This window comes from Ruegeria atlantica, assembly GCF_013032455.1.
Lineage (GTDB): Bacteria > Pseudomonadota > Alphaproteobacteria > Rhodobacterales > Rhodobacteraceae > Ruegeria > Ruegeria atlantica_B.
This window is the reverse complement of the sequence record NZ_WQCF01000013.1, coordinates 46,870-72,790: the sequence shown is the minus strand read 5'-3', so window position 1 is coordinate 72,790 and position 25,921 is coordinate 46,870. Positions and strand designations below refer to the sequence as shown.

Genomic DNA, 25,921 nt, shown 5'->3' with positions numbered 1-25,921 from the left:
ATGACCGTTCATTTCATCGGCGCCGGACCGGGTGCCGCCGACCTGTTGACCCTGCGCGGGCGCGATATCATCGCCTCCTGTCCAGTATGCCTCTATGCCGGGTCGCTAGTGCCCGAAGAGATTTTGGGCCATTGCCCCAAAGACGCAAAGATTATTAATACCGCGCCGATGGATCTGGATCAGATCATGGCCGAGATCGAGGCCGCGCATCAGGCCGGTCAAGACGTGGCACGGCTGCATTCCGGCGACCTGTCGGTTTGGTCGGCGATGGGAGAGCAAATCCGCCGCCTGAAGGAAATGGGCATCCCCGTCAGTGTAACCCCCGGCGTGCCGTCCTTTGCCGCCGCCGCTGCCGCCTTGGGAACAGAGTTGACCCTGCCCGGTCTGGCACAATCGGTCGTGTTGACCCGGACGCCGGGGCGCGCGTCCTCAATGCCCGAAGGTGAAACCTTGGAAAACTTCGCCCGCACCGGGGCGACCCTGGCGATCCATCTGTCGATCGGCAATCTGGACAAGGTGATCGCCGATCTGACACCGGCCTATGGCGCAGAGTGCCCTGTCGCCGTGGTCTACCGCGCCAGTTGGCCGGACGAGCGGATAATCCGGGCAACACTGGCGACATTAAAAGAGGCGCTAGACGAGAGCATCTCGCGCACGGCATTGATCATGGTTGGCCCTGCACTGGCGGGCGAGGGTTTTGACGAAAGCTGCCTATATTCTAAGGATTACGACCGGCGGTATCGTCCGCAGAGCGCGGATAGCCCGTGGTCTAGTTGGAGCCATGGTGATGACTAATCCTCCGGGCCTACTGATATCTGCACCTTCCTCGGGTACTGGTAAAACGACCGTCATGCTGGGACTGTTGCGTGCACTGGCCGAGGATGGGCTGACCGTTCAACCGTTCAAAAGTGGCCCGGACTATATCGACCCGGCCTTCCACCGGGCAGCGGCGGGTCGGTCCTCGTTCAATCTGGACAGCTGGGCGATGGGTGATCCGCTGCTGAACGCCATTTCGGCGCAGGCCGAAGGCGCGGATATCGTTGTGGCCGAAGGCTCAATGGGCTTGTTTGACGGGGTCGCCAAGCCCGGAGAATTGGGGCATGGCTCCAGTGCCGAAACCGCGTTGCGGATGGGTTGGCCAGTCGTGCTGGTGCTGGACGTGGGTGGTCAGGCGCAGTCGGCGGCGGCAACGGCGCTGGGCTTCCGCATGTACAATCCCGACCTACCCTTCGCTGGCGTGATCCTGAACCGATGCGCCAGCCCGCGCCATGAGCGTCTTACCCGATTGGGAATGGAGCGCGCGGGACTGCCCGTTCTGGGCGTTCTTCCCCGTCGAGGAGACTTGACCCTGCCGGAGCGGCACCTTGGGCTGATCCAGGCGGTCGAGCATCCCGATCTTGAAACGGCGATTGCCGGATATGCGGCATTTCTGCGAGAGCATGTGGATTTGGAGGCGATCAAGATGGCGGCGTCCTCAGGCCCGCAGGGGCCATCGTCCGCCACGCTGCCGCGGCCCCCAGCCCAGCGGATCGCGCTGGCACGCGACGCGGCGTTTTCATTCACCTATCCGCATTTGCTGGAAGGCTGGTGCGCGGCCGGTGCGGAGATTCTGCCATTTTCTCCACTTGCAAACGAAAGCCCCGCAACGGATGCGGACCTGGTCTGGTTGCCTGGTGGGTATCCTGAGCTGCATGCCGGTACACTGGCCGCTGCGGAAACTTTTCTGGCGGGGCTTCGCAGACATGCGGAAACTAAGCCGGTTCATGGAGAATGTGGGGGGTACATGGCCCTAGGTCAGGGCTTGATCGACAAGGATGGCGCCCGTCATCAGATGGCAGGATTGCTGGGGCTGGTGACTTCGTATGAGAAGCGCAAGTTCAACCTCGGCTATCGCAAGGCGGAATTGCTGGCTCAAATGCCCGGCTACGGGGTCGGCTCGGCCCTGCGCGGGCATGAGTTCCACTATTCCTCAATTGTCGAGCAGCCGGACGCTCCGCTGGCGCGCGTGTTTGACGCAGAAGGCGCCGAGGGCCCGCAGACCGGATCGGTACGCGGTAACGTGACCGGCACATTCTTTCACCTGATCGCGGAGGCCTCGGCATGAGCGGATTTGTGTCCTTCATCGGTTCTGGCCCTGGCGATCCGGAATTGTTGACGCTGAAAGCGGTCGACCGGATGCAAAAGGCAGACGCGGTGTTGTTTGATGATCTCAGCAGCGGCCCGATCCTAAGCCATGCGCGCGAGGATGCCGATTTGGTTGGCGTCGGCAAACGCGCCGGGCGGCCCTCTCCCAAGCAGGACCATGTCAGCCGGTTGCTGGTGGAGTATGCGCAGACCGGTCAGCATGTCGTGCGTTTGAAATCCGGCGATGGCGGGATGTTTGGGCGACTGGAGGAAGAACTTCTGGCCCTGCGCGAAGCCGGAATCGAATACGAAATCATCCCCGGCATCCCATCGGCGGTCGCGGCGGCGGCGGCGGCGGGGATTCCGTTGACCCGTCGGTTGACGGCGCGGCGGGTACAATTCGTCACCGGCCACGACGTTAGCGGCAAGTTGCCCGAAGACCTGAACCTGCCCGCTCTGGCCGATCCTGATGCGACGACTGTGGTATTCATGGGCAAGCGGACGTTTCCTTTACTGGTCGAAACCCTGCACAAACACGGGTTGCCTTTGGAAACGCCTGCGATGATGGCCGAATCCGTTTCAACACCAGATCAGAAGCTACACCGTGCAACCGTCGGGGCACTGTCTGAACAACTGAGCACTGAGATTGGCACAGCCCCGGCCCTGATCCTATATGGCCCATTGGCAGAATTCGACGATGTTTGATCTGACCCTGATAGGTATCGGCACTGGCAACCCGGACCACGTGACCTTGCAGGGTGCGCAGGCCATCCGCGATGCGGATCTGATCCTGATCCCCCGCAAAGGTGAAAATAAGGCCGATCTGGCCGGGTTGCGCGAAGAGATCATCGCGACCGTTACCGACACGCCGCCGCAGATTGCGTATTTCGATATTCCCAAGCGCAGGTCGGACGATGGCTATCTGCGAGGTGTCGATGAGTGGCACGACGCGATCGCGCTGCGCTGGCAGGAGGCGATCTCGGCCAATCCCGACGTTCGCCACGTGGCGCTTCTGATTTGGGGCGATCCGTCGCTGTACGACAGCTCTCTGCGAATCGCGTCACGTTTGACCCCACAACCGGAAACTCGGGTCGTTCCCGGAATCACCGCGCTGCAGGCTCTGACCGCAGCCCATGCGATTCCGATCAACGATCTGGGTGCATCCTATGTGGTTACCACCGGACGGCGTATTCGCGATGAAGGATGGCCCGCAAAAGCCTCAAAAGTTGCGGTTATGTTGGATGGCGAATGTTCATTCCAATCCTTGGAGATGGCCGAATATGACATCTGGTGGGGCGCTTACGTCGGTATGAAAGAGGAAATCCTGATCTCGGGGCCTCTGGCAGGTGTGGCACAGCAGATTCTGGACACACGCGCCAGCGCGCGCGCCGATCATGGCTGGATCATGGATATCTATTTACTGAAAAAGCGCGTGAACTGACGAAATAGGTCGCAAATGACGATTGCGCCATTACCGTCAAAACGTCTAAATGAAGGTGTCTGGTCCCGCCGGAGGCATCCGGAAGCTAAGAGGGAATTTGGTGCGACCACTGCGGTGGTCAATACCAAAGCCGCCCCCGCGACTGTAAGCGGTGAGCCCTGTTCAACCAGCCACTCCTGTTTTCAGGGGGAAGGCGAACAGAGGCATCGACCCGCAAGCCAGGAGACCTGCCAGGCATGTAATTGAAACACCGGCCGTCGGGTGCGGCGGCAGAGGAGAACTAAAGATGGCAACACTAACAAAAACAGCATCCGCCGCGCGCACAGGTTTTGTACCGGTCATGTTCGCAGTGGTTCTGGGTCTGGGCATCGTCACGCTGACCGGTCACGTTCAGGCCGCGGCACTGCACGATGCTGCGCATGACGTCCGTCACGCGACCGGCTTCCCCTGCCACTAAGACCATGTTCAGTCGTATACTGACCAGCGCGTTGTTCGCTGGTGCTGCAGCGGGGCTGATAGCCGCCTTGCTGCAGTTGGTCTTTGTGCAACCCGTTTTGCTGCACGCTGAACTCTATGAATCAGGCGAGTTGGTTCATTTCGGTGGAGAAGCGGTTTCCGCGCACCCCGAGTTGCCGGGTATGTTCTCGGAGCTGACCCGCGATGCGTTAAGTGTCATCTTCACCATGCTGACCTATACCGGCTACGCGTTGATGATGGTTGCCCTGATGTCGGTGGCTGAAGGCAATGGCCACAAGATTGACGGTCGCACCGGCGTTCTGTGGGGTCTGGCGGGCTTTATCGCTTTCCACCTTGCACCGGGTTTTACCCTAGCACCCGAAGTGCCCGGTGTGGCAGCAGCGGACGTTTACGCACGTCAGGTCTGGTGGTTTGCGACAGTTGGCGCAGCGATCGTAGCAATGTGGTTGATTGCCTTTGGCGGCAACCTGATCAGCTATGTGGTCGCGGCCGCCCTAATGCTGGCACCGCACCTGATCGGTGCGCCTGAACCGGATGTGTTCACCGGCCCTGTCCCAACCGAGATCGGCGCCCTTTTCGCGGCCCGTGCCTTTGGCATCGGTCTGGTGGCCTGGGTTCTGGTTGGCGCTTTCGCCGGTTATTTCTGGCAAAGCGAAGGCAAGCGCATCGACGCGACGGCCTGATCGTTTCATCCCATGCGCGCCGGGTTCCGCCCGGCGCGTTTCTGTTTGCCTATAAGGAAAGAAAATGGCTCGCTCACTTGCCCTATTTGCAATCGGTCTGGTGTTCGGCGGCGGCGCAGGATTCGTGCTGGCCGCAGCCAACGGTGTCACGTTTGACGGCCACGACCATGGCGACCCCGCACATCACGGCGGCGCTCATGCCGAGGCGGTGGCTCATGACCACTCAACTGCGGTGAACCTACCCGCAGGCCCGGACGCGCCCGGCCTGGAAATCGCGCTGACCCAAGATCCGATGGCCGGTTGGAATCTTCACGTCATGCCACAAAACTTCCGGTTCTCACCGGAAAACGCTTCTGCCGCCGACAAGGACGGCGAAGGTCACGCGCATGTCTATGTAAATGGCGAGAAACTGGCCCGGCTCTATGGCAATTGGATGCACATCCCTGATTTGCCGAAGGGCGAGGTTGAGGTCTCGGTCTCACTGAACGCCAACAGCCATAGCCCGCTGACAGTCGACGATGTTCCGGTCAGTGCTGCAATCACCGTTCAGGTCGATTAAAGCGCCGGAATACGCGCACGCAAACACATCCGAAGCCGCCCGCAAGGACGGGCGTCTTCGATCCAGCCCTCGGGGCTATCCAGATAGGTGTTACAGGTTGCGGCGATATCCTCGGCATCCGCAACGATATTGACCCCTGAAAATACATAAGAAGCCCGGCCAGCAGATTGCAGCGCCAGCGCGGTCGGTTCCGAGCAACCGCTGAAACAGGCGTGATCCGAGACCTCAACGCGATCTTCCAATCCGGCACGAGACAGAGCTACGCCAACGGCCTGCCGCTCGGCCACGCGATCGCGCTGGCCTGAACAACTGCTGCAGATCAAAAGGTGTATCCGGTCCACTCGCGGCCTCATCCTGTATCGTCCGCATGTTTCTGAGGGTTTATGGCCATCTTCGCAATCCTGAATGCAAAAGGATTGTAGATGCGCCGCTCGGGGATTTCTGTCATCACTTGGTCAGTCACACAAAACGAGGCCCCGACATGCGCGCGATATTGGCTTTGCTCTGCCTTCTGGCCCTGCCCGTCCTAGCGGATGAACCGTTATCAGGATGGGCTGTGTTACCCACCGACAAAAGCTATGATGAACTGGTTACTGACACCAAATCCGCAGTGAAGGAAAACGGGTTGATCGTGGTCACCCAGGCCGGACCAACCAAGGCTGCCGCAGCGCGCGGGATCACCATTCCCGGCAACTTGGTTATCGGTGCCTTCAACAACGACTACGCCGTTCGCGTTCTGGAAACATCGGTCAGTGCCATGATTGAAGCACCTATCCGCTTTTACGTGACAGAGAACGAGGACGGTACCGCAACTCTGTCCTACAAAACGCCCAGCTTTGTTTTTGCTCCTTATGTAGACGAGGGAGGAGAACCCCTGCGCCAGATCGCCGCCGAACTTGACACAAAGTTTCAGGCAGTGGCGGAATCTGCAGTCAAATAGTCACACTGACGTGAACCAGCTTGCGCCCGGACGCGTCCTCCGCAATCTCCTGTGCAACAAATATTTCGGAGCATAACTGATGCAGGACCTCTCCCCGCGCGCGGCTGACCTATTGGCTCAACGACTTTATGAGGCCGGGTGCCGTCATGCCTTCGGCATGCCCGGTGGCGAAGTTCTGACGTTGGTTGATGCACTTGAACAGGCCGGGATCACCTTTCATCTGACCAAGCACGAAAACGCCGCCGGTTTCATGGCCGAGGCAGTGCATCACCGCGACGGTGCGCCTGCCATTCTGGTAGCGACCCTTGGCCCCGGCGCAATGAACGGAATCAACGTGGTTGCTAACGCGCTGCAAGACCGGGTGCCGATGATCGTGCTGACCGGTTGCGTCGATGCAGATGAGGCACTGACGTACACGCATCAGGTGATGGATCATGCGCAGGTCTATCGTTCGATCACCAAGGGGACGTTTACCCTGACGGCGCAAGGCGCAGATATCGTTGCTGATAAGGCCGTCTCGCTGGCGAACCAGCCGCGCCCCGGCCCGGTGCATATCGACGTACCGATCTCGATTGCAGACACGCGCGTTTCGGGTGTCAAACGCCGCCGCCTTAAGAAACCCGCCGCCGTCGCGCCCGAGGGGAATTGCGTCGAAAAGGCCCGCCGCTGGGTGGCCGAGGCTGAACGGCCCATCGCGATTGTGGGTCTGGACGTGCTCTATGACGACTCGCGCAACGTGGTGCAGGCGTTTCTGGAACATTTCAGCATCCCCTTTGTCACCACTTACAAAGCCAAGGGCGTAGTCCCCGAGGATCACCCGCTGTGCCTTGGCGGCGCAGGGCTATCGCCGCTGGCCGACAAACATCTGGTGCCGTTGGTCGAGCAATCCGATCTGGTTTTGTGTCTGGGCTACGACCCGATCGAAATGCGCCCGGGTTGGCGCGAGATTTGGGACCCCGAGGAAAAGCGTGTCATAGACATCTCGGCTGTGGTGAATGACCACTACATGCACCAGGCCGGGTTGAATCTGGTGGCCCATACCGGTGCCACGCTAGAGGCCATCGCCAAAGGCAACCCTGCCCGTGCAACATGGCCGAGTGGCGAGCCTGCGCAGGTCAAGGCCGCGCTGGCGCAGGCCTTCCCTACCGATGACGATTGGGGCCCCGCTGCAGTGATTGCCGAAACCCGTGCCTCACTACCCGTCGAAACGCTGGCGACCGCAGATAGCGGCGCGCATCGCATCCTGCTAAGCCAGATGTGGGATTGCCATGAAGAGCGCGGACTGATCCAATCCTCGGCGCTCTGCACCATGGGCTGCGCAGTGCCGATGGCGATTGGCCTGAAACTGGCCGAACCGGACCGCCCGGTCATCAGCTTTTCAGGTGATGCTGGGTTCCTGATGGTTGCTGGAGAGCTGTCGACCGCCGCCGAGATGGGTGGCAATCCGATCTTTCTGGTCTTTGTCGACGCCAGCCTCGCTCTAATTGAGTTGAAACAGCGCCAGCGTCAGATGGGCAACAAAGGTGTCGATTTCGACCGCCACGACTTTGCTGCTATGGGACAAGCCTTTGGTGGCTATGGACATACCGTTCGCAACCGCGCAGAACTGCGGTCGGCGCTGGAACAGGCGGTCACAGCCGACCGCTTCACCGTCATCGCCGCAGAAATCGAGCGTGGAGGATATGATGGCCGCATCTGAGGGACCGCTGAAAGGTGTCAAAGTACTGGACCTTTCGCGCATTCTGGCCGGACCAACTTGCACTCAATTGCTGGGCGATTTGGGGGCGACCGTCATCAAGATCGAAAACCCGGCCACCGGGGGCGATGACACGCGGCAATGGGGCCCTCCTTACGTTGAAGACGCCGAAGGAAACCGCTCAGACTTGAGCGCCTATTTCATGTCGACCAACCGGAACAAGAAATCTGTTGCCATCGACATCGCCACCGCTGAGGGGCAAGCCGAGATCAAGCGGTTGGCTTCCCACGCGGATATCCTGATCGAGAATTTCAAACCCGGCGGACTAGCAAAATACGGGCTGGACTATGCCTCGTTGGCGCAAGAATTGCCGGGCCTCGTCTACTGCTCGATCTCGGGGTACGGCCAGACTGGACCGAATTCCTCGAAACCGGGTTATGACCTGATGGCGCAAGGGTATGGCGGGATCATGTCGCTGACCGGAGATCCAGACGGCGCCCCGATGAAAGTGGGCGTAGGCATTGCCGACGTCATGTGCGGGATGTACGCAACCGTCGGCATTCTGGCCGCCCTGCGTCACCGCGACCAGAAAGGTGAGGGCCAGCAGATTGATCTGGCGCTGGTGGATGCGCAGGTGGCGTGGCTGATCAATGAGGGCGTGAACTATTTGACCTCGGGCCAAGTGCCTCAGCGGCGCGGCAATGGCCACCCGAATATCGTACCCTATGACGTCTATGAAACCGCCGATGGTCACGTGATTCTAGCAGTTGGCAATGATGGCCAGTTTCGCCGTTTTTGTGACTTTATAGAGCATCCCGAACTGGCCGATGACCCGCGCTTTGCCACAAACCCTGCGCGGCTCGAAAATCGGGACGCACTGAATGCGGTGCTACGCCCGGCGGTTCAGGCCTATGACATGGCGACTGTAATCGCCGAGCTGGAAACACGTAAGGTGCCTGTCGGTCCGGTGCAGACCATGGATCAGGTCTTTGCTACCGATCAGGTCGCAGCGCGGCAGATGCAGATCGCCATGCAGGCCGCCCCGGGCGAGGTAAATCTGATCGGAAACCCGCTGAAATTGTCGCGCACACCGGTCACCTACCGTACCGCCCCGCCAGAGTTCGGCGCCGACACTCAGACCGTACTGAACGCCAAGAACCCCTTTGAAGATTGAAACACAATGCCTAATTCGGCGGCATGTTGCTGAAACATGCCGTTGAATCGGCGGTTATTTTCACGTTTTACACACACAGCTTTTCACCAATTCGAGAGCACGGGCGATACTGATACGAAGCGGCCATAGTCTCTGATAAATCGAATAGTATAAAAATTCTCACTTGGATCGGACCATACGCATGAAACAAGACGTTTTCGGACAGATGAACACCCTCAGCCAGACGGCAAGTGTTGAGGCGTGGAACGGTGTTCTGCTTGGCTTCATGGCGCATTCGGCAAGCACACCGCAACATCTGGGCAAAGTGCTGGAGCTTGAACCCGACTTTGCCCTTGGTCATGCCATCAAAGGCCTGTTCATGGTCCTGCTGGGCCGACGCGAGATGACTGCGGTGGCGGTAGAGGCCCTGTCCGCAGCCAATGCAGCAATGGAACGGCAACCAGTCTCGGCACGTGAAAAGCTATATGTACAGGCTCTGGAATTGTATCTGGCCGACCTGCCCTCACAAGCGGTACAAAAGTTCGAAGAAATTCTGCGCAAGCACCCCGAAGATACACTGGCGATGAAGCTCAGCCATGCAACGCGGTTTGTTCTGGGTGATTCCGCCGGGATGCGCCGGTCAATCGAACGCGTTATGCCGGCCTATGCGCCCGACCACGCCGGGCGTGGATACCTGCTGGGCTGCCACTCATTCGCGCTGGAGGAAACCGGCGCTTATGAAAAAGCCGAGATTGCCGGACGTCAGGCTCTTTGGATGGTTTCGGACGATGCATGGGGTCTGCACGCGGTGGCCCACGTGCATGAGATGACCGGCAATGCGCAGTTGGGCCTGGACTGGCTGGCCGGGCGCGAGGATGCCTGGACCCACTGTAACAATTTCCGCTATCACGTCTGGTGGCACAAGGCGCTGATGCATCTGGATCTGGGTCAGGTCGATCAGGTGATGGAACTGTATGACAACTACATCCGTCAGGACAAAACTGACGATTACCGCGACATTTCAAACGCCACGTCACTGCTGTCGCGGTTGGAGCTGGAAGGCATCGATGTTGGCAACCGCTGGGAGGAACTGGCTGATCTCAGCGCCGCCCGGACCGAGGATGGCTGCCTGATTTTCGCCGATCTACACTATCTACTGGCGCTGACCGGTGATAACCGCACCGTCGCAACTAGTAAGATGTTGCAGCGTATTCAGAAGGATGCGCAACGCAATCAAGGTGACACACCGATCCGCATGTCCGACCCGGGTGTCGCCGCAGCCAAGGGACTTGAGGCCTTTGGCGAAGGGCTTTACGGTGCGGCATTCGATTTTCTGTCGACTGCCCGCAATAGTATGCAATTGGCAGGTGGCAGCCACGCCCAACGTGATGTATTCGAGCGCATCACGATTGACTCTGGCCTGCGCGCTGGCCGTCTGGATGCAGTCGAGCGCATCTTGGACGATCGCCGCGCCAAACGTGCCGGGGGCGAGGACAATTACGCTCTGGCGCGCCGCGTATTAATCGACGCGGCCCGCAATAACGGAGACGCACAAAGCGTTCCGGCTGAATAACAAAATAAAAAGACCACAGAAGGACAGAATACGTATGGCGACTGCATCGCCCGCTTCTGATTTTGCGCCGGTGGCGGCCTCGACGGCCGCCCCTGCCCGTGTGCGCGATCCGCGCTTGGATTTCTATCGCGGTATCGCGATGTTTATCATTCTGATCGCGCATATCCCCAACGACCCGTGGGCCAAGTGGATACCGGCCCGCTTCGGATTTTCGGATGCCACCGAGATTTTCGTGTTCTGCTCGGGCATGGCATCAGCCATTGCATTCGGCGGGGCGTTTCTGCGCAAAGGCTGGTGGATGGGCACGGCCCGTGTCGCCTTCCGCATCTGGCAAGTCTACTGGGCGCATATCGGGCTGTTCTTCTTTGTTGCCATGACCATGGCCGCACTGGATCAGAGCGGGCTATTCGAGAAGACCTACATCTCGTCCCTGAATCTACAGCATTTTTTCAACGATCCTGCGCCACAGATCGTGGGGCTGTTCACGCTGACTTATGTGCCGAACTACTTTGACATCCTGCCGATGTATCTGGTGGTATTGGCGATGATGCCGCTGGTCATGGGGTTGTCTCGGATCGGGTTCTGGGCTGTGGCCTTGGCATCGATCACGCTGTGGCTGGTGGCGCAGACCGATGTTCTGGACCTTCCGGCCGAGCCTTGGTCTGACCGTCAGTGGTTCTTTAACCCCTTTGGCTGGCAGTTGCTGTTCTTCACCGGCTTTGCCTTCATGCGCGGCTGGATTCCCGCGCCGCCGGTGTCCAAGGCCCTGATCTGGGCGGCCGCGCTGTTTCTGATTTTATCGATGCCATTTGGCTCGTGGAAAGTATTTAGCTGGATCAATGCTGCGGCCCCCGATCTGGCCGAAGAAATCCGTAAGGTCTGGCCCATTACGAAAGAATTCCGCGACAAGACCGACTTCGGCCTGTTCCGTTACCTGCACTTCCTGTCGCTGGCCTATCTGGGTTGGGTTGTCGCCGGTGAGCACGGCCATCGCCTGATCGCCACCGGTCACGGCGCGGCGGCCAAAGTCTGGCAATTCCTGCTGACCGTTATCACCAAGGTTGGACAACAATCGCTGGTGGTATTCGTATTTTCCATGGCAGCAGCACGGCTTATCGGCGTCGGACTGGACCTGAGTGGGCGGGATGTTGCCAGTGTGTTCATCGCTAACATGATTGGCTTTGCGATGATCATCGGCGTGGCATACATGGCCGCTTGGTTTAAGTCACAACCTTGGAAGGCAAAGAAATGAATTTTACACGTCGCGCATTTTTGGCCTCGACCTCTGCGCTTGCCTTCGCGCCGGCCACATTTGCTACCGGCGGGGAAACTCCGTTTGACCGCAACGACGTGATCGCATTGGCCCGGGATCTGGCCAGCCGCCCCTATGCCGAACGCGAGATGGTGCCACAGGAATGGCAGGATCTGACCTATCAGCAATACCGCTCGATCCGTTTCCGTCTGGATCGCGCGTTGTGGTATGAGACCGAGACGCCCTTCAACATCGATTTCTTCACGCCTGGACTGTACTTCCCGCGTACCGTTAAGGTGTCGACGGTCGAAAACGGATACGCTACTCCGGTCGCGTTTGATCTGAGCATGTTTGACAAGTCCGAGGATGTACCGGAGCTGCCGATCGACGACACGCTGGGCTTTTCCGGATTGCGCCTGCGCACCGAGATGCACCGTCCTGGCAAGACCGATGAGTTCTGCGTCTGGCAGGGTGCCAGCTATTTCCGCGCCATCGGCCTGCACGAGGTTTACGGCCTGTCAGCCCGCGGTCTGGCCCTGAAAACCGGCGATCCGGATGGTGAGGAGTTCCCTGAATTCATCCGTTTCTGGCTAGAACGCCCCAAACCCGGCCAGCGTGACATGGTGGTCCATGCCCTGATGGACAGTCCCAGCGTTACCGGTGCCTATCGGTTCAATGTCACCGCAGGCGCGGATTGTGTGATGGACATCGAAGCCACACTATTCCCGCGCGAAGAACTGACCCATGTGGGCATCGCGCCCGGCACCTCGATGTTCCTGTTCGACCAGACCAATCACAGCCGGTTCGATGATTTCCGACCCGCCGTCCACGACAGCGATGGTCTGCTGATCCGCAATGGCGCTGGAGAAGTCCTATGGCGACCATTGGCCAACCCGACGCGGCTGCAGATTTCGTCCTTCGTCGACATGAATCCGCGTGGCTTTGGCCTGATGCAGCGGAAACGCGAATTCTCGGACTATGCAGACCTTGAGGCAAATTATCACAAACGCCCCGGACTGTGGGTCGAGCCCAACGGCGACTGGGGCAAAGGCACGGTCACGCTGGTCGAGATTCCCGCGGATCAGGAAATCTATGACAACATTGTCGCCTATTGGCGTCCGGCTGAGCCTTATGCAGCCGGCAGTCAGGTTGACCTGTCTTATCGCCTGATCTGGGGCGACGAGCCGCAGCGCACGCCGATGCCGCGCGTGATCAGCACGGCGATGGGCGACAACACCTTTGGCGAAGGCCGTCTGGCCGTCATCGACTTTGAAGCCTCTGATCTTTTCGACGACCCAGAGGCGATGACCATTTTTGTCGACTCTCCCCATGCCGAAACCTCCGACGGCGTGCTGCAGCGCAATCCTGATACTGGCGGTCTGCGGCTGGCGTTCTCCTTCCAACCGGGCGAGCGCAATCACGTGGAACTGCGCGCGCAGTTGCTGAAGGACAAGCAGCCAGCCTCTGAGGTTTGGCTATACCGATGGACTGCATGACCCAGGATCTGCATATCATGCCGCCCGAGGCTCCTCTGGCTATGCCCGCACAGGACTTTCGTGCGGATTTTCGGGATGCACAAGTGCCGCATGGCAAGCACCCCTCAGCCGGATTTTGGCGCGCTCTGGCGTTTTCACCCGCGATGGCGGCCACGCTGGGCTTGCTGTGGGTGATGACCGACTGGTTCGGGGCCGAAGGTATCAACCTGATCGAAGCCATCCTGCTGGCGCTGATCTCGTTCAACTTCTTCTGGATTTCCTTCACGGTTTGTACCGTGCTGTTGGGCATGGTGTCCCTGTCACGGCAGGAACAGCCGAAACGCGAAGGGCGACCGCAGCCTTTGCGCGTGGCGCTTCTGATGCCCGTCTATAACGAGGTGCCTTGGAACGTGCTGGGCAATGCCCGTACGATGCTTGAAGACTTGCAAGCACGAAGCGGTCGGCACCACTATGCCATGTTTATCCTGTCCGACACCCGCGACCCAGAGATCGCAGCACAGGAACAGGCGAGCATCGAGGCGCTGCGCACAACCCTCGCCCCCGGTCTGGAATTGTATTACCGCCGCCGCGAGGAAAACACCGACCGCAAAGTGGGTAATATCGCCGACTGGGTCAGCCGCTGGGGCGCAGATTGGGATGCGATGCTGGTGATGGATGCCGACAGTCTGATGACGGGCCGTGCCATCATGCGCCTGACGGATTCGCTGGCACGCGATCCCGGTGCGGGCCTGATCCAAAGCTATCCGCAACTGATCGGCGCACAGTCGGTCTTTGCCCGGATGCAGCAGTTTGCCAACGGCGTCTACGGCATCGCCTTTGCCGAAGGTCTGGCGCGCTGGTGCGGGCAGGAAGGCAATTATTGGGGTCACAACGCTATCATCAGAACAAAGGCTTTTGCCTCAAGCGCGGGCCTTCCGAAACTGCGGGCTCTCAATGGTCAGGAAAAACTGATCATGAGCCACGATTTCGTCGAGGCTGGATTGCTGCGCCGCGCTGGCTGGGCTGTACGGTTCTTGCCACGCATCCGTGGTTCGTACGAGGAAACCCCACCCACATTGATTGATCACGCATTGCGGGATCGCCGTTGGTGTCAGGGAAATCTGCAGCACCTCAAACTGCTAGGCTCGACGGGTTTCCGTGCTGTGTCGCGCTTTCATATGTTCCACGGTGCGGTGGGCTATCTGATGTCGCCACTGTGGTTTGCGCTGTTGGTGATGTGGGCGCTGATCGGTCAAGGTGAAGACGCCTCGGTCCTTCATTATTTCAGCCCCGACAACCCGCTGTTCCCGCAATGGCCCGAGATGACGGAAACCCGTCACGTGCTGATCATTCTGGTAATGTACGCGATGTTGCTTGCACCCAAAGTGCTGGGTGTTCTGGCCCTACCCCTCAGCGGAGTACGCTACTCGGACTTCGGCGGCGGGTCAAAATTTCTGACGTCCTTTTTGGCCGAGGTTATCCTGTCGATCCTCTATGCCCCTATCCTGATGGTGCAACAGATGATTGCGGTTTTCCGTACCGCTCTGGGCCTTCAAAAGGGCTGGTCCCCGCAAGCACGCGATGGCGGAACCTATGGCCTGAAGACACTGATCCTGTGCCACACGCTGGAAACCATTAGCGGCCTCGCGCTGAGTGTTGGTATCCTTTACGGCCTCGTGTCGATCTGGTTGGCTCCGATCGCCATTAGTCTTGCCCTGGCAATTCCGCTGTCCGCGCTGAGTGGTGTATCGGCTGGCGCCGCCCGCCGCATGGTTGGGATGAAGGAAGATTTCCACGAACCCGCCATTACCCGCTCGGCCCGCCGCCATCGGGATGAGCTGAAGCGTGTGATCGAAGGTAAAGGCGTTATGACACCTGCCGAGTGATCACCCACCCGGCAGGCCTTCGTACCAGTCCACCATCATGTCCGCCCACCCTTTGGGCACATTGTGCCCGCCAGGAAACAGCGCGAATTCCAACGCGCTGCCCTCCGCGCATCCGGCCCAATACCGCCGCATGAACGTGCCCGTGTTTGAAAACCCGCTGGGCTTTGTGTCTGCGCATTCGTTGGCTACACGCCAGATTTCCAGCCCGGCAAAGATATCGCCCTGATGGAACCGACCTCCGCCCAGAATACGCCCTTCCAGTGGAACAACATTGTCAGTCCAGCCATGAGTGTGGAACATCCGCACAGGGCCATCACAAGTTTCCGGGTGTGGACGCCAAAAACCACCTGACACGGGGACATAGGCCGAGAATGTCTCTGGTGCGGCACAGGCCAGATAGTAGACCATGAACGCTCCGGCAGAGAAACCGCCCAGCACCACGCGATCCGCATCTACCCCAAACCGAGCCGAGGCATCCTGCACCGCTTCGGTCAGGAATGCGGGTTCGTCTCGCCCCTCCCATCCGGGGAAGAAGTTCCAGCTTTTACGGCCATTCCGATCCGACCCCTCAGGGGCCATCACCGCGTAGCCCCGCGCCAGCAACGGCTCGACCATGTTACGGTTCTTAAGTGTACCAGTCGCCGTACCACCGTACCCATGCAGGAACACCACCAGTGGCGGGTTCTCAGCCTCGGGCAGTTCGATATGATACCCGCCCATTTCGGTTTCGCATTTGTCCTCCTGATCGGCACAAGCGGCAAAACCTGCCTGCCCCACCAGCGCCAGCCCTGTCGCCAAGGCAAATGCACGGATCATCCTGCCTCTCCTGTATTGTATTGAACCGGCAACCCGGCGCGCACCCATCCCGGCCCTGCGGCCGAACCCAGCATGCCCTCGGGCACGTCGATGATGTGTGTGAACCCTGCCTCGGTCAACCTGTTACTCAGCCGCGCCGATCGCACACCACGAGCACAGATTAACGCCACGGGGGCGCCTCGGTCGCCATTGGTTAATCGCGTCAACGCCTGCTCAAAATCCTCGCGGCGCATGTCCAAAGGCTGCGCTCCGTCGCCGATCCCGGTCGCCCTCCATTCACGCGGAGTGCGAATATCCACCAACAGGATATCACCTGACAGCGCCAGTTCATGCGCCTCCGCTACGCTTATTTGACCGCCAGCATAGTCCTGTGGGATCAGTCGGTACTCTCGAATGGCGAACCCGACGGCGATGGCAGCGCCCCCGCCTAACAAAACCCATCTTCGAGTTCGGTTCAACTTGTCCGCCATACAGTCACCTCCTGCGCCGACGGATCGATTTTATCACAATAGACAAGGCGTCGCTGTGCAGAAATTCGATCCACAGATCAAGTTCGCGTCATTCTTTCTCACCATACGAACTTGTGTCCTTGTCACCTTAAATCAGAGCTAAAAACTTGCAAAAGCTGGACAGTTAGAAAATTATCCTTACAAAATCAGGACTACTTTTGACCGCCCAGACCGGAGTATCGCACTTGTCCCTATTCCTCATCGCGGCCCTTCCCTTCCTCGGAGCTGTTTTCCCAGCCCTATTGATCCGGGCAGGACGAAACGCTGCAGCCTCGGCTGCCGGACTGACCACATTCCTGGCACTTATGGGATTGTTGATTCACATCCCTTCAGTCATGCGCGGAGACGTGATCATGGCGCGGTTCGAATGGATACCCGCGCTGGGACTGAATGCCAATTTTATGCTGGACGGTCTTGGGTTCCTGTTCGCGCTCTTGATCCTTGGAATCGGGTTGCTGATCATCCTCTATGCCCGCTTCTACCTGTCGCGCGAGGATCCGATGGGGCAGTTCTATACCTATCTGCTGCTGTTTCAGGGCGCGATGGTCGGGATTGTCCTGTCTGACAACATCCTTCTTTTGCTTATCTTCTGGGAACTTACGTCTCTTAGCTCATTCTTGCTGATCGGCTATTGGAAGCACCTGCCCGAAGGTCGACAGGGTGCGCGTATGGCGCTGGCGGTGACTGGCGGTGGCGGGTTGGCAATGATCGCTGGGATGCTGATTCTAGGTAACATCGTAGGTTCCTATGACCTGAGCGTCATTCTCCAGAACAAAGAGCTGATCCAAGCTTCGCCCTACTACATGCCCGCGTTGATCCTGATCCTGCTGGGCTGTTTCGCCAAGTCGGCGCAGTTCCCTTTCCACTTCTGGCTGCCGCACGCAATGGCCGCGCCGACACCCGTTTCGGCCTATCTGCACTCGGCCACGATGGTGAAGGCCGGGCTGTTTCTGATGGCGCGGATGTGGCCGGTTCTGGCGGGGACCGATGCGTGGTTCTATATCGTCGCGACCACTGGCCTGGTGACCATGTTGATTGGGGCATGCATTGCCCTGTTCAAAGATGACCTCAAGGCGCTGCTGGCGTTTTCGACCGTGTCGCATCTGGGTCTGGTGACGATGCTGCTGGGTTTTGGCACCAAGATTGCCGCCGTCGCTGCGGTGTTCCACATCATCAACCACGCGACCTTCAAGGCGGCGCTGTTCATGACCGCCGGGATCGTGGATCACGAGGCCGGAACGCGCGATATCAAGCGGCTGGGCGGATTGCGTCAGCTGATGCCGATCACCTTTACCATTGGCACCATAGCCGCGCTGTCTATGGCCGGCCTACCGCCTCTAAACGGCTTCTTGTCCAAGGAGATGATGCTGGAGGAAACGGTTCACACTACATGGCTGCATTCACATTATCTGGTGCCGGGTCTGGCCCTGTTGGCCGCAGTGTTCTCAGCAGCCTATTCGTTCCGCTTTGTCAGTCACGTCTTCCTTGGCCCAGAGCGCAACGATTATCCGCACCACCCGCATGATCCCCCCGTTGGTCTGTGGTTGGCCCCGGCTTTCCTTGTGGTGCTGGTCGTATTGATCGGCCTGTATTCGGCAGCGATTGTCGGACCTCTGGTCGCAGTCGTTTCCAGCGCGGTGATTGGCGGAGAGAAGCTGCCCTACTACTCGCTGAAACTGTGGCATGGTTTCACGCCCGCGCTGTATATGTCGATCGTGGCTACGCTGGGCGGCCTGTTCCTACTGGCATTGCATCGTCGGGGTGAACATATATGGAACGCCCTGCCGCGCCCCGAGGCGAAGGTTATCTTCGAGGCCATCATCGGCGCGCTGACCACACTCAGCCGGTGGGTCACTGATACACTGCATAACGGCGTGATCAGCCGCTATGCTATCATTCTGGTCGCCTTCACAATTGGGCTTGGCTACTACGCTTACACAACCGGATCGATGGGCCCGGTAACCCGCGAACCTTTGCCGATACAGATCATCCCATTTATCGGCTGGATCTGTCTGGTTGGCGCAACGCTGGCGATCATGTGGTTCCACCGCAATCGCCTGCTGTCGCTGGTGCTGATCGGCGTGGTCGGATTGATCGTGTCGATGGCGTTTAACTACCTCTCGGCCCCGGATCTGGCGCTTACACAGATCTCGGTCGAAGTGGTGACAATGATCCTGCTGTTGCTTTCGTTGAACTTCCTGCCCACCGATACGCCTTGGGACAGTAGCGCGGCGCGACGTTGGCGTGATGCGGCAATCTCGGTCGTGGCGGGCCTTGGCAGCGGCGGATTGATCTACGCGCTGATGCTGCGGGATTTTGCGTTCCCGACGATCTCGGAATTCCACCTTGCGAACTCGTATAAAGGCGGCGGCGGCACCAATGTGGTCAATGTGATCCTGGTCGATTTCCGGGGCTTTGATACCTTTGGCGAGATCATCGTTCTGGGTATTGCCGCCCTGATCATCTTTGCCCTGACCGAGTCCGTTCTGGGCACCAATGTCCGAGGCTATCTGCTGAACCGCAAACCGCACTGGCCGCAATCGGGGGACTCGCATCCGTTGATGATGGTGGTCGCGACTCGCGTGATGATGCCGATCGCCCTCATGGTTGGCGCCTACATCTTTTTCCGCGGTCACAACCAGCCGGGCGGCGGGTTCATCGCAGGTCTGATTGTGGCGATTGCGTTCCTGATGCAATACATGGCCAGCGGCTACACCTGGGCCATCGAGCGGCAGCGGTTCTACTATCACGGCACAATCGGCTGGGGTGTTCTGATCGCGGCCGCGACAGGGCTGGGCGCATGGTTTAACGAACGCCCGTTCCTGACCAGTGATTTCGGCTATTTGCACTGGCCACCACTGGAAGAGTTCGAATGGGCCACCGCCATACTGTTCGACACCGGAGTGTTCCTTGCAGTTTTGGGCGCGGTCATGCTGGCGCTGGACAGCTTGTCGCGGTTCGCGTGGCAACCCGGCATGGCACAGGAGTTCCCGATGGATATCAATCCACTGCGGGACGGGTCGAAAGAAGAAGAAAAGAAGGAGCAGGCCTGATGGAAGCGCTCGTCGCCTCAGCCGTAGGCATCATGACCGCCGCCGGGATTTTCCTGATCCTGCGCCGCCGCACTTTCCCGGTCATTCTGGGTCTGTCGTTGATCACCTATGCGGTGAACGTATTTCTGTTTGCTACTGGTCGACTGGCGCTTGATGCGCCCGCCGTCCTGAACAAATACGAAGAGGTCCCCTATACCGATCCCCTACCGCAGGCGCTGGTGCTGACGGCCATCGTGATCTCGTTCGGGATGACCGCGGTAATCGTGATGATCTCACTCTCTGCCTATCTGTCCTCGAAAGATGACCATATCGATATGAAAGCCCATGACAGCGTGGACGCGCAGGGAGAAGACGCATGAACCACTGGATCGTTGCGCCGATCGTTCTGCCCGCGATCCTGGCCCCGTTTATCATCATGGTTCTTCGGTATCATCTGGACCTGCAGCGCATCTTCTCAGTTGCTGGTGTGGTGGGTTTGTTGGGCATTGCCCTGACCATCACGGCGCAGGCGGCGGGTGGCGACATTCAGGTCTATGAGCTGGGCGACTGGCCCGCACCGTTCGGCATCGTGATGGTGTTGGACCGCCTATCTGCCATGATGGTCCTTCTTACGGCCATATTGGCCTTGCCCATTGTACTTTATGCAATTGCGTCCGGTTGGGACGACCGAGGTAAGCATTTCCACGCGCTGTTCCACTTTCAGCTCATGGGGGTCTGTGGCGCCTTCCTGACCGGCGACGCCTTCAACCTGTTTGTTTTCTTCGAAGTTCTGCTGATCGCGTCTTACGGCCTAATGACGCATGGCGGCGGCTCAGTGCGCTTGAAAGCTGGGGTTCAATATGTCGCCTATAACTTGATTGGCTCGACACTGTTCTTGTTTGCACTGGGTACACTCTATGCGGTGACTGGTACGCTGAACATGGCAGACATGGCAGTGCGCGTAGCGGAACTGCCTGCCGATGATACGGCCTTGCTGCGTGTCGGTGCGGTTCTGTTGCTTTTGGTGTTCTGTATCAAGGCCGCCGTTCTGCCGCTGCATTTCTGGCTGCCGGCCAGTTATGCGAACGCACCGCTTCCAGTGGCCGCTCTGTTTGCGATCATGACCAAGGTTGGCGCCTATTCGATCTTGCGGATGTACACGCTGAGCTTCGGCCCCGAGGTGGAGGTGACGCAGGGCCTTGTCGGTGCCTGGTTGCAACCTGCCGCGCTGGTGACGCTGGCGGTTGGCGCAATCGGCATCCTTGGCTCACAACATATTGCTCGTATGGTGGCGTTCTGTGCCATAGCCTCCATGGGCACTCTGCTGATTGCAATTTCGCTATTCACGGAAACCGCCACCGCAGCAGCGCTCTACTACATCTATCACTCGACACTTGCGACCGCGCTGCTGTTCCTGGTGGCCGATCTGGTAATGGAGCGCCGGGGCGGCAAAATATCCCCCACCCCGCCGATGCCGCAAAGCGGGTTGATCTCGGCCCTGTTCTTTGTCGGAGCAATCGCCTTGGCCGGTATGCCGCCGCTATCAGGCTTTATTGGCAAGCTGTTGGTATTGGATGCGGCGCGCGATGCGCCGGATGTCTTTGTGGTCTGGGCTGTGATTTTGATAGGGTCTTTCGTTACAATCGTCGGCCTGGCGCGCGCCGGTACTTTGATCTTCTGGAAAAGCCACGCAGCCGAGTACAACCCCGCACCAGAAGATGAAGACGAAGAAACCCCCGCCTTGCCCGCGCCCGAGCCGAATCCCGGCCTCGCATTCACGGCAATCTTCGGCGCCGTGCTGGGCCTTGTCATGCTGACCCTGTTCGCAGGCCCTGCGCTCAACTACGCTGGTAAAACGGCCGAACAGCTGTTCACTCCTGAAGACTACATCTCGGCCGTTCTGGGAGGAGAAGAATGATGAGACTTCTGCACCGGATTTTTCCGCACCCCCACCTGACCTTCCTTTTGACGGTGGTTTGGATATTGCTGGCGAACAAACCCTCGCTGAACTCTTTGGTCTTTGGTCTGATCCTTGGGATCATTATCCCTTTCATCACTCAGCCGTACTGGCCAGACCGCCCAAAGCTGCGCAACTGGCCCAAGGTGGTTGAATATATGCTGGTGGTCCTGCTGGATATCGTGATCGCAAACATCACGGTTGCCCGGATCATCCTGTTCAAACGCGATGCCGACCGGCAGCCCAATTGGGTTTCTATTCCGTTGGAACTGCGCACACCCGAGGCGATTACGGTGCTGGCTGGCACCATCACCATGACCCCCGGCACGGTCAGCTGCGATCTGTCCGCGCAGGGGCATTGCCTTTTGGTTCACTGCCTGGACGCACCCAACGTGGATGAGGTGCGCGACCAGATCAAACAGCGTTATGAACGCCGCCTGAAGGAGATTTTCGAATGATCGAAGTTGCGATCTGGTTTGCCTTCGCCTGTTTTGGGGCGGCCATCATGCTGTGCCTCTATCGGATCATATCGGCGGAAGGGGTCGGAACCCGTGTTCTGGCGCTGGATACGATGGTGATCAACACCATCGCGCTGATGATCCTTTATGGTCTGGCACTGGGAACCGAGATATTCTTCGAGGCCGCCATGATCATCGCCATGCTCGGATTTGTTTCAACCGTGGCCTATGCGCGCTTTATGCTGCGCGGCAACATCATCGAGTGAGGGCGACATGACATTCCTCATAGAACTAGTGATCTCCTTCTTTCTGATCGTCTCGGGCATTTTCGGCTTTGTCGGCTCTTTCGGAATGATTAAGCTGAAAGACCCGATGTCCCGCCTGCACGCGCCCACCAAGGCGACCACGCTGGGTGTGGGTGGCGTGTTGCTGGCGTCGATCTGCCACTCGGTCCTGTTAGAGGGCATGCTGTCGCTGCACGAATTGCTGATCACCCTGTTCCTGTTCCTGACGGCTCCGATCACGGCACTGTTCATTGCCAAATGGCATATTCACCGCCATGAAAAGCCCAGCGATCTGCCAGACGCGGGCGAGGATGAACTTTGGGCCACCCACGCGGTCGAACAGGTCGAAGACGTACCTGCCCACACCAAGACCTGAGTTCCATGCACCACTCTCCGCTGCCCCTGACCCGCGATCTGGTTCTGATTGGTGGCGGTCATACCCATGCATTGGTACTGCGGAAATGGGGCATGAACCCCCTGCCCGGCGCGCGGGTCACGGTGATTAACCCCGGCGCCACTGCACCTTATTCCGGCATGCTGCCCGGCTTTGTCGCCGGGCATTACAATCGGTCAGAACTGGACATTGATCTGGTGCGGCTGGCGCGGTTCGCCGGAGCGCGTGTTATCCTCGGCCCAGTGGAAGGCATCGACATAGGCGCGCGCCGTGTTCAAGTACCGGGCCGTCCCCCGGTGTCGTTCGACGTGGCTTCGGTCAACGTCGGGATCACGTCCGACATGCCCGCCCTGCCGGGCTTTGCCGAACACGCAGTCCCAGCCAAACCGCTGGGGCTGTTCGCATCGCGATGGGCAGAGTATCTGGCGGGTACCAACCCTGCCTCGGTCGCCGTGATCGGCGGCGGTGTTGCGGGGGTTGAACTGGTTATGGCGATGGCTCATGCCCTGCGCGCCAAGGGCCGCAGCGCGCAGGTGACGTTGGTCGACAATGCCTCGGCCCTGACCGCGACCGGAGACAAAGCCGCTTCCACCATCCGCCGGGCGATGGCCGATCTTGGTATTGAGCTAATCGAACACGCCACTATTTCGCGCGTTGAAAGAGATCATATAGTTCTGGACGACGGACGCGAAATCCCGGCTACCTTCGTGACCGGAGCTGCCGGTGCCCGCCCCTATGAGTGGATCGCAAATACCGGGCTTGATCTGCAGGATGGCTACATCCGCGTGAACGGTTTCCTGCAATCCAGCGAACCGGCGATTTTTGCCGCCGGGGACTGCGCGCATTTGACTGAGAATCCCAGGCCCAAGGCCGGGGTCTATGCTGTGCGTGAAGCGCCGGTTCTGTTCAACAACCTGCGGGCCGCGTTAGGCGCGGGGCGAATGCGGCGATATCAGCCGCAGAAAGACTATCTGAAGCTAATATCCCTAGGTGGAAAATCCGCACTGGCCGAACGCCTAGGCACCTCATTTAGCGGGCCATTGATGTGGAAATGGAAAAACCACATCGACCAGAGCTTTATGAACAAATTCCGCGACCTGCCTGAAATGGCGCGCGCCTCTTTGCCACGCAATCACGCAGCCGGGATGCTGGCGGCATTGGGTAAGAAACCCATGTGCGGAGGCTGTGGGGCCAAGATCGGGCGCGGCGCACTACAAGCTGCGCTGGCCGATTTACCTGCGCCGGAGCGAGCCGACATCACCCCTCTGCCCGGTGACGATGCCGCCCTGCTGACCACTGGCGGCTTGCGTCAGGTGATGACATCGGACCACTTGCGCGGCTTCACCAATGACCCCGCGCTGATGACCCGGATCGCGGCTGTGCACGCATTGGGAGATATCTGGGCCATGGGGGCGACCCCGCAGGCAGCGACCGCGTCGATCATACTGCCGCGCATGTCGCCCGAATTACAGCACCGCACGATGGCCGAAATCATGGCCATCGCGACCGAGGTCATCCGCGCGGCAGGTGCTGAGATTGTCGGCGGCCACAGCTCGATGGGTGATGAGATGACCATCGGTTTCACCCTGACCGGCCTTTGTGACCAAGATCCGATCACATTGTCGGGCGGGCGCCCAGGGGATGCGCTGATCCTCACCAAACCGCTGGGCAGCGGCGTGCTGATGGCAGCGGAAATGGCAGGTCGGGCTAAAGGGCAATGGATCGCCGAAGCGTTCCGTCAGATGGTTCAACCTCAGAACGAAGCGTCTCGTATTCTTGCCAAAGCTCATGCGATGACAGACGTGACAGGCTTTGGTCTGGCCGGACATCTACTTGGGATGTGTGAGGCTTCGGACTGCGGCGCGTTGCTGGACCTGGACGCAGTACCGTTAATGATTGGCGCGCAAGAGTTGAGCGTTCAGGGCATACGTTCAACGATATTCGACGACAATCGCTCCGTCGTTCCAGAGATACCAGTTGGCGGCAAAGCTGATCTTCTGTTCGATCCGCAAACCGCCGGAGGGTTGTTGGCGGCTGCAGCTCCTGTTCATGCGCAAGGTCTGTGCGACCAGCTAAGACACGCGGGCTACCCTGCCGTCATCATTGGTCACCTGACCGACACTCCCCGCTTGCGCCTTCAAAGTTGATCCAGAATTTTTTCCACCCGCGCGGCCATCGCATTAAGCCCAGCGGTATTCAGTGCCGATGCCTCGACACGTGCCACAACATCGGCCGAACACGCGCGGCGGGATTTGGCGTAGGACGGGTCGTAATGTTGTTCCATCAAAGCGCGCGTCAGCGTCTGTTTGTCCCCAGCCTCGATCAGAGAGAGCCAACCATCAACCACCTCATGCCCCCTGTGCGCTCGTAACGGAGACAGGCGGTCGCGCAACCGCTCTGCGTCTGAAAGGATGTCGTCATAGGCACCAACCAGATAGTCAGTGCGGGCTTCGATTGAGGCTGAAATCTGAATGCGGGGTGCGGCGCGCAACGCGGCCCAAAGGCTCGGTGGCAGGATCAGCGTACCGATCTTGGACGACTCTGCCTCAACCACCACCGTGCGGGCCGGGTCAAACCTGCACAATGCGGCGGCCAAAGCGGATTCGAATGCTTTCTGGCTGGGTTGTCCGCCCGGCATCTCGCCCAACAGCGATCCCCGATGGTTGGCCAGCCCCTCGAGATCCAACACCTGAACGCCGCGCGAATTAAGATTAGTCAGCAGGTCGGTCTTGGCCGTGCCTGTATAGCCGTCCAAGGCAACCAGCCTATGTGGCAAGGGATCGTCATAGAGGAACCCGTTCACCAGACGGCGGTAGGTGCGATATCCGCCATCCACCACCTCGGCACGCCAACCAATCTGCTGCAACATCCAGGTAAACGACCCCGACCGCTGCCCACCTCTCCAGCAATAGACCAGCGGTTTCCATCCGCCCTCATGATGCGACAGGCTGTGTTCGATGTGATTGGCCGCATTACGGAACACCAGCGCCGCACCCAGCTTTCGGGCCAGAAAGGGGCTTTTCTGGACGTAGATAGTGCCAATCTCAGCACGCTCGTCATTGTCCAAAACCGGCAGGTTTATGGCTCCGGGCAGATGATCCTCGACATATTCCGCCGGGCTGCGCACATCGATCACGGTGTCGAAGTCATGTGCAAAAAGGCTGGGCAGATCAGTGAAACTTAAGGCCATGCCAATGGTCTATCCTGCGGTT

The 25,921-nt window shown here is 59.1% G+C and carries 25 protein-coding genes and 1 riboswitch; of the genes, 21 read left to right on the top strand and 4 right to left on the bottom strand.

Annotated elements, in window-relative coordinates; all coding sequences use genetic code 11:
- The 7 genes from cobM to GOW93_RS18240 all read left to right on the top strand — a co-directional run bounded on the left by cobM (nt 1) and on the right by GOW93_RS18240 (nt 5,284).
- Entirely contained in the window at nt 1-795 is a 795-nt protein-coding gene (cobM, locus tag GOW93_RS18270; protein WP_170387418.1) for a precorrin-4 C(11)-methyltransferase, read from the top strand.
- Nucleotides 782-2,104 carry a cobyrinate a,c-diamide synthase gene (locus GOW93_RS18265; RefSeq protein ID WP_170387417.1) on the top strand — a complete coding sequence of 441 codons (1,323 nt, stop codon included), beginning with the start codon at nt 782-784 and terminating at the stop codon, nt 2,102-2,104. Before cobM ends, GOW93_RS18265 begins: the two co-directional genes overlap by 14 nt.
- Nucleotides 2,101-2,829: a uroporphyrinogen-III C-methyltransferase gene (cobA, locus tag GOW93_RS18260; RefSeq protein ID WP_170387415.1), complete on the top strand. Its 729-nt coding sequence runs from the start codon at nt 2,101-2,103 to the stop codon at nt 2,827-2,829. The genes GOW93_RS18265 and cobA overlap by 4 nt, the downstream gene beginning before the upstream one ends.
- Nucleotides 2,822-3,565: a precorrin-6A synthase (deacetylating) gene (cobF, locus tag GOW93_RS18255; protein WP_170387413.1), complete on the top strand. Its 744-nt coding sequence runs from the start codon at nt 2,822-2,824 to the stop codon at nt 3,563-3,565. The genes cobA and cobF overlap by 8 nt, the downstream gene beginning before the upstream one ends.
- 43 nt (nt 3,566-3,608) lie before the next feature.
- Nucleotides 3,609-3,814: riboswitch (cobalamin riboswitch) on the top strand.
- A 37-nt stretch (nt 3,815-3,851) separates the two neighbouring features.
- Nucleotides 3,852-4,022: a CbtB domain-containing protein gene (locus tag GOW93_RS18250; protein ID WP_170387411.1), complete on the top strand. Its 171-nt coding sequence runs from the start codon at nt 3,852-3,854 to the stop codon at nt 4,020-4,022.
- Between the two features lie 4 nt (nt 4,023-4,026).
- Nucleotides 4,027-4,725: a CbtA family protein gene (locus tag GOW93_RS18245; protein WP_170387409.1), complete on the top strand. Its 699-nt coding sequence runs from the start codon at nt 4,027-4,029 to the stop codon at nt 4,723-4,725.
- A 64-nt stretch (nt 4,726-4,789) separates the two neighbouring features.
- A complete protein-coding gene (locus GOW93_RS18240; RefSeq protein WP_170387408.1) occupies nt 4,790-5,284 on the top strand; it encodes a hypothetical protein in 495 nt (164 codons plus the stop codon).
- Here the strand turns inward: GOW93_RS18240 and GOW93_RS18235 are convergent.
- Entirely contained in the window at nt 5,281-5,625 is a 345-nt protein-coding gene (locus tag GOW93_RS18235; protein ID WP_368039687.1) for a DUF1636 family protein, read from the bottom strand. The two genes, GOW93_RS18240 and GOW93_RS18235, sit on opposite strands and share 4 nt — an antisense overlap.
- Nucleotides 5,626-5,765: 140 nt before the next feature.
- Between GOW93_RS18235 and GOW93_RS18230 the strand changes: the two genes are divergently transcribed.
- The 7 genes from GOW93_RS18230 to mdoH all read left to right on the top strand — a co-directional run bounded on the left by GOW93_RS18230 (nt 5,766) and on the right by mdoH (nt 15,259).
- A complete protein-coding gene (locus GOW93_RS18230; RefSeq protein WP_170387404.1) occupies nt 5,766-6,224 on the top strand; it encodes a DUF302 domain-containing protein in 459 nt (152 codons plus the stop codon).
- Between the two features lie 79 nt (nt 6,225-6,303).
- Nucleotides 6,304-7,923, top strand: a complete 1,620-nt coding sequence (locus GOW93_RS18225; RefSeq protein ID WP_170387402.1) for a thiamine pyrophosphate-binding protein — start codon at nt 6,304-6,306, stop codon at nt 7,921-7,923.
- Nucleotides 7,910-9,094, top strand: a complete 1,185-nt coding sequence (locus tag GOW93_RS18220) for a CaiB/BaiF CoA transferase family protein (RefSeq protein ID WP_170387400.1) — start codon at nt 7,910-7,912, stop codon at nt 9,092-9,094. The genes GOW93_RS18225 and GOW93_RS18220 overlap by 14 nt, the downstream gene beginning before the upstream one ends.
- Nucleotides 9,095-9,275: 181 nt before the next feature.
- On the top strand, nt 9,276-10,646 hold the full coding sequence (locus GOW93_RS18215; RefSeq protein WP_170387398.1) for a tetratricopeptide repeat protein: 1,371 nt from the start codon (nt 9,276-9,278) through the stop codon (nt 10,644-10,646).
- Nucleotides 10,647-10,680: 34 nt separating this feature from the next.
- Entirely contained in the window at nt 10,681-11,898 is a 1,218-nt protein-coding gene (locus GOW93_RS18210) for an OpgC family protein (protein ID WP_170387397.1), read from the top strand.
- Nucleotides 11,895-13,394: a glucan biosynthesis protein gene (locus tag GOW93_RS18205; RefSeq protein ID WP_170387395.1), complete on the top strand. Its 1,500-nt coding sequence runs from the start codon at nt 11,895-11,897 to the stop codon at nt 13,392-13,394. The genes GOW93_RS18210 and GOW93_RS18205 overlap by 4 nt, the downstream gene beginning before the upstream one ends.
- The gene (gene mdoH, locus GOW93_RS18200; protein ID WP_170387393.1) at nt 13,391-15,259 is read left to right on the top strand and encodes a glucans biosynthesis glucosyltransferase MdoH; all 1,869 of its coding nucleotides are present in this window, start codon (nt 13,391-13,393) and stop codon (nt 15,257-15,259) included. Before GOW93_RS18205 ends, mdoH begins: the two co-directional genes overlap by 4 nt.
- Here the strand turns inward: mdoH and GOW93_RS18195 are convergent, their stop codons facing one another.
- Complete coding sequence (locus GOW93_RS18195; RefSeq protein WP_170387391.1) at nt 15,260-16,075, bottom strand: alpha/beta hydrolase family esterase; 816 nt, start codon at nt 16,073-16,075, stop codon at nt 15,260-15,262.
- Nucleotides 16,072-16,545, bottom strand: a complete 474-nt coding sequence (locus GOW93_RS18190) for a rhodanese-like domain-containing protein (protein WP_170387388.1) — start codon at nt 16,543-16,545, stop codon at nt 16,072-16,074. The genes GOW93_RS18195 and GOW93_RS18190 overlap by 4 nt, the downstream gene beginning before the upstream one ends.
- Before the next feature lie 224 nt (nt 16,546-16,769).
- Here GOW93_RS18190 and GOW93_RS18185 point away from each other — a divergent pair, with 224 nt between their 5' ends.
- Genes GOW93_RS18185 through selD form a run of 7 tightly spaced genes read left to right on the top strand, consistent with a single transcriptional unit; the run spans nt 16,770 to nt 24,856 of the window.
- Nucleotides 16,770-19,637 carry a monovalent cation/H+ antiporter subunit A gene (locus GOW93_RS18185; protein ID WP_170387387.1) on the top strand — a complete coding sequence of 956 codons (2,868 nt, stop codon included), beginning with the start codon at nt 16,770-16,772 and terminating at the stop codon, nt 19,635-19,637.
- Nucleotides 19,637-19,996 (top strand): Na+/H+ antiporter subunit C, encoded by a 360-nt coding sequence (locus tag GOW93_RS18180; protein WP_170387385.1) that lies wholly within the window; start codon nt 19,637-19,639, stop codon nt 19,994-19,996. The genes GOW93_RS18185 and GOW93_RS18180 overlap by 1 nt, the downstream gene beginning before the upstream one ends.
- The gene (locus GOW93_RS18175; RefSeq protein ID WP_170387383.1) at nt 19,993-21,534 is read left to right on the top strand and encodes a monovalent cation/H+ antiporter subunit D; all 1,542 of its coding nucleotides are present in this window, start codon (nt 19,993-19,995) and stop codon (nt 21,532-21,534) included. The genes GOW93_RS18180 and GOW93_RS18175 overlap by 4 nt, the downstream gene beginning before the upstream one ends.
- Complete coding sequence (locus GOW93_RS18170) at nt 21,534-22,031, top strand: Na+/H+ antiporter subunit E (protein WP_170387476.1); 498 nt, start codon at nt 21,534-21,536, stop codon at nt 22,029-22,031. The genes GOW93_RS18175 and GOW93_RS18170 overlap by 1 nt, the downstream gene beginning before the upstream one ends.
- Nucleotides 22,028-22,297 (top strand): K+/H+ antiporter subunit F, encoded by a 270-nt coding sequence (locus GOW93_RS18165; protein WP_170387382.1) that lies wholly within the window; start codon nt 22,028-22,030, stop codon nt 22,295-22,297. The genes GOW93_RS18170 and GOW93_RS18165 overlap by 4 nt, the downstream gene beginning before the upstream one ends.
- Before the next feature lie 7 nt (nt 22,298-22,304).
- A complete protein-coding gene (locus GOW93_RS18160; protein ID WP_170387380.1) occupies nt 22,305-22,691 on the top strand; it encodes a Na+/H+ antiporter subunit G in 387 nt (128 codons plus the stop codon).
- 5 nt (nt 22,692-22,696) lie between these two features.
- Nucleotides 22,697-24,856, top strand: a complete 2,160-nt coding sequence (gene selD / locus GOW93_RS18155) for a selenide, water dikinase SelD (RefSeq protein ID WP_170387377.1) — start codon at nt 22,697-22,699, stop codon at nt 24,854-24,856.
- Here the strand turns inward: selD and mnmH are convergent.
- Entirely contained in the window at nt 24,847-25,899 is a 1,053-nt protein-coding gene (gene mnmH / locus GOW93_RS18150) for a tRNA 2-selenouridine(34) synthase MnmH (protein ID WP_170387375.1), read from the bottom strand. The two genes, selD and mnmH, sit on opposite strands and share 10 nt — an antisense overlap.
- Between the last annotated feature and the right edge of the window lie 22 nt (nt 25,900-25,921).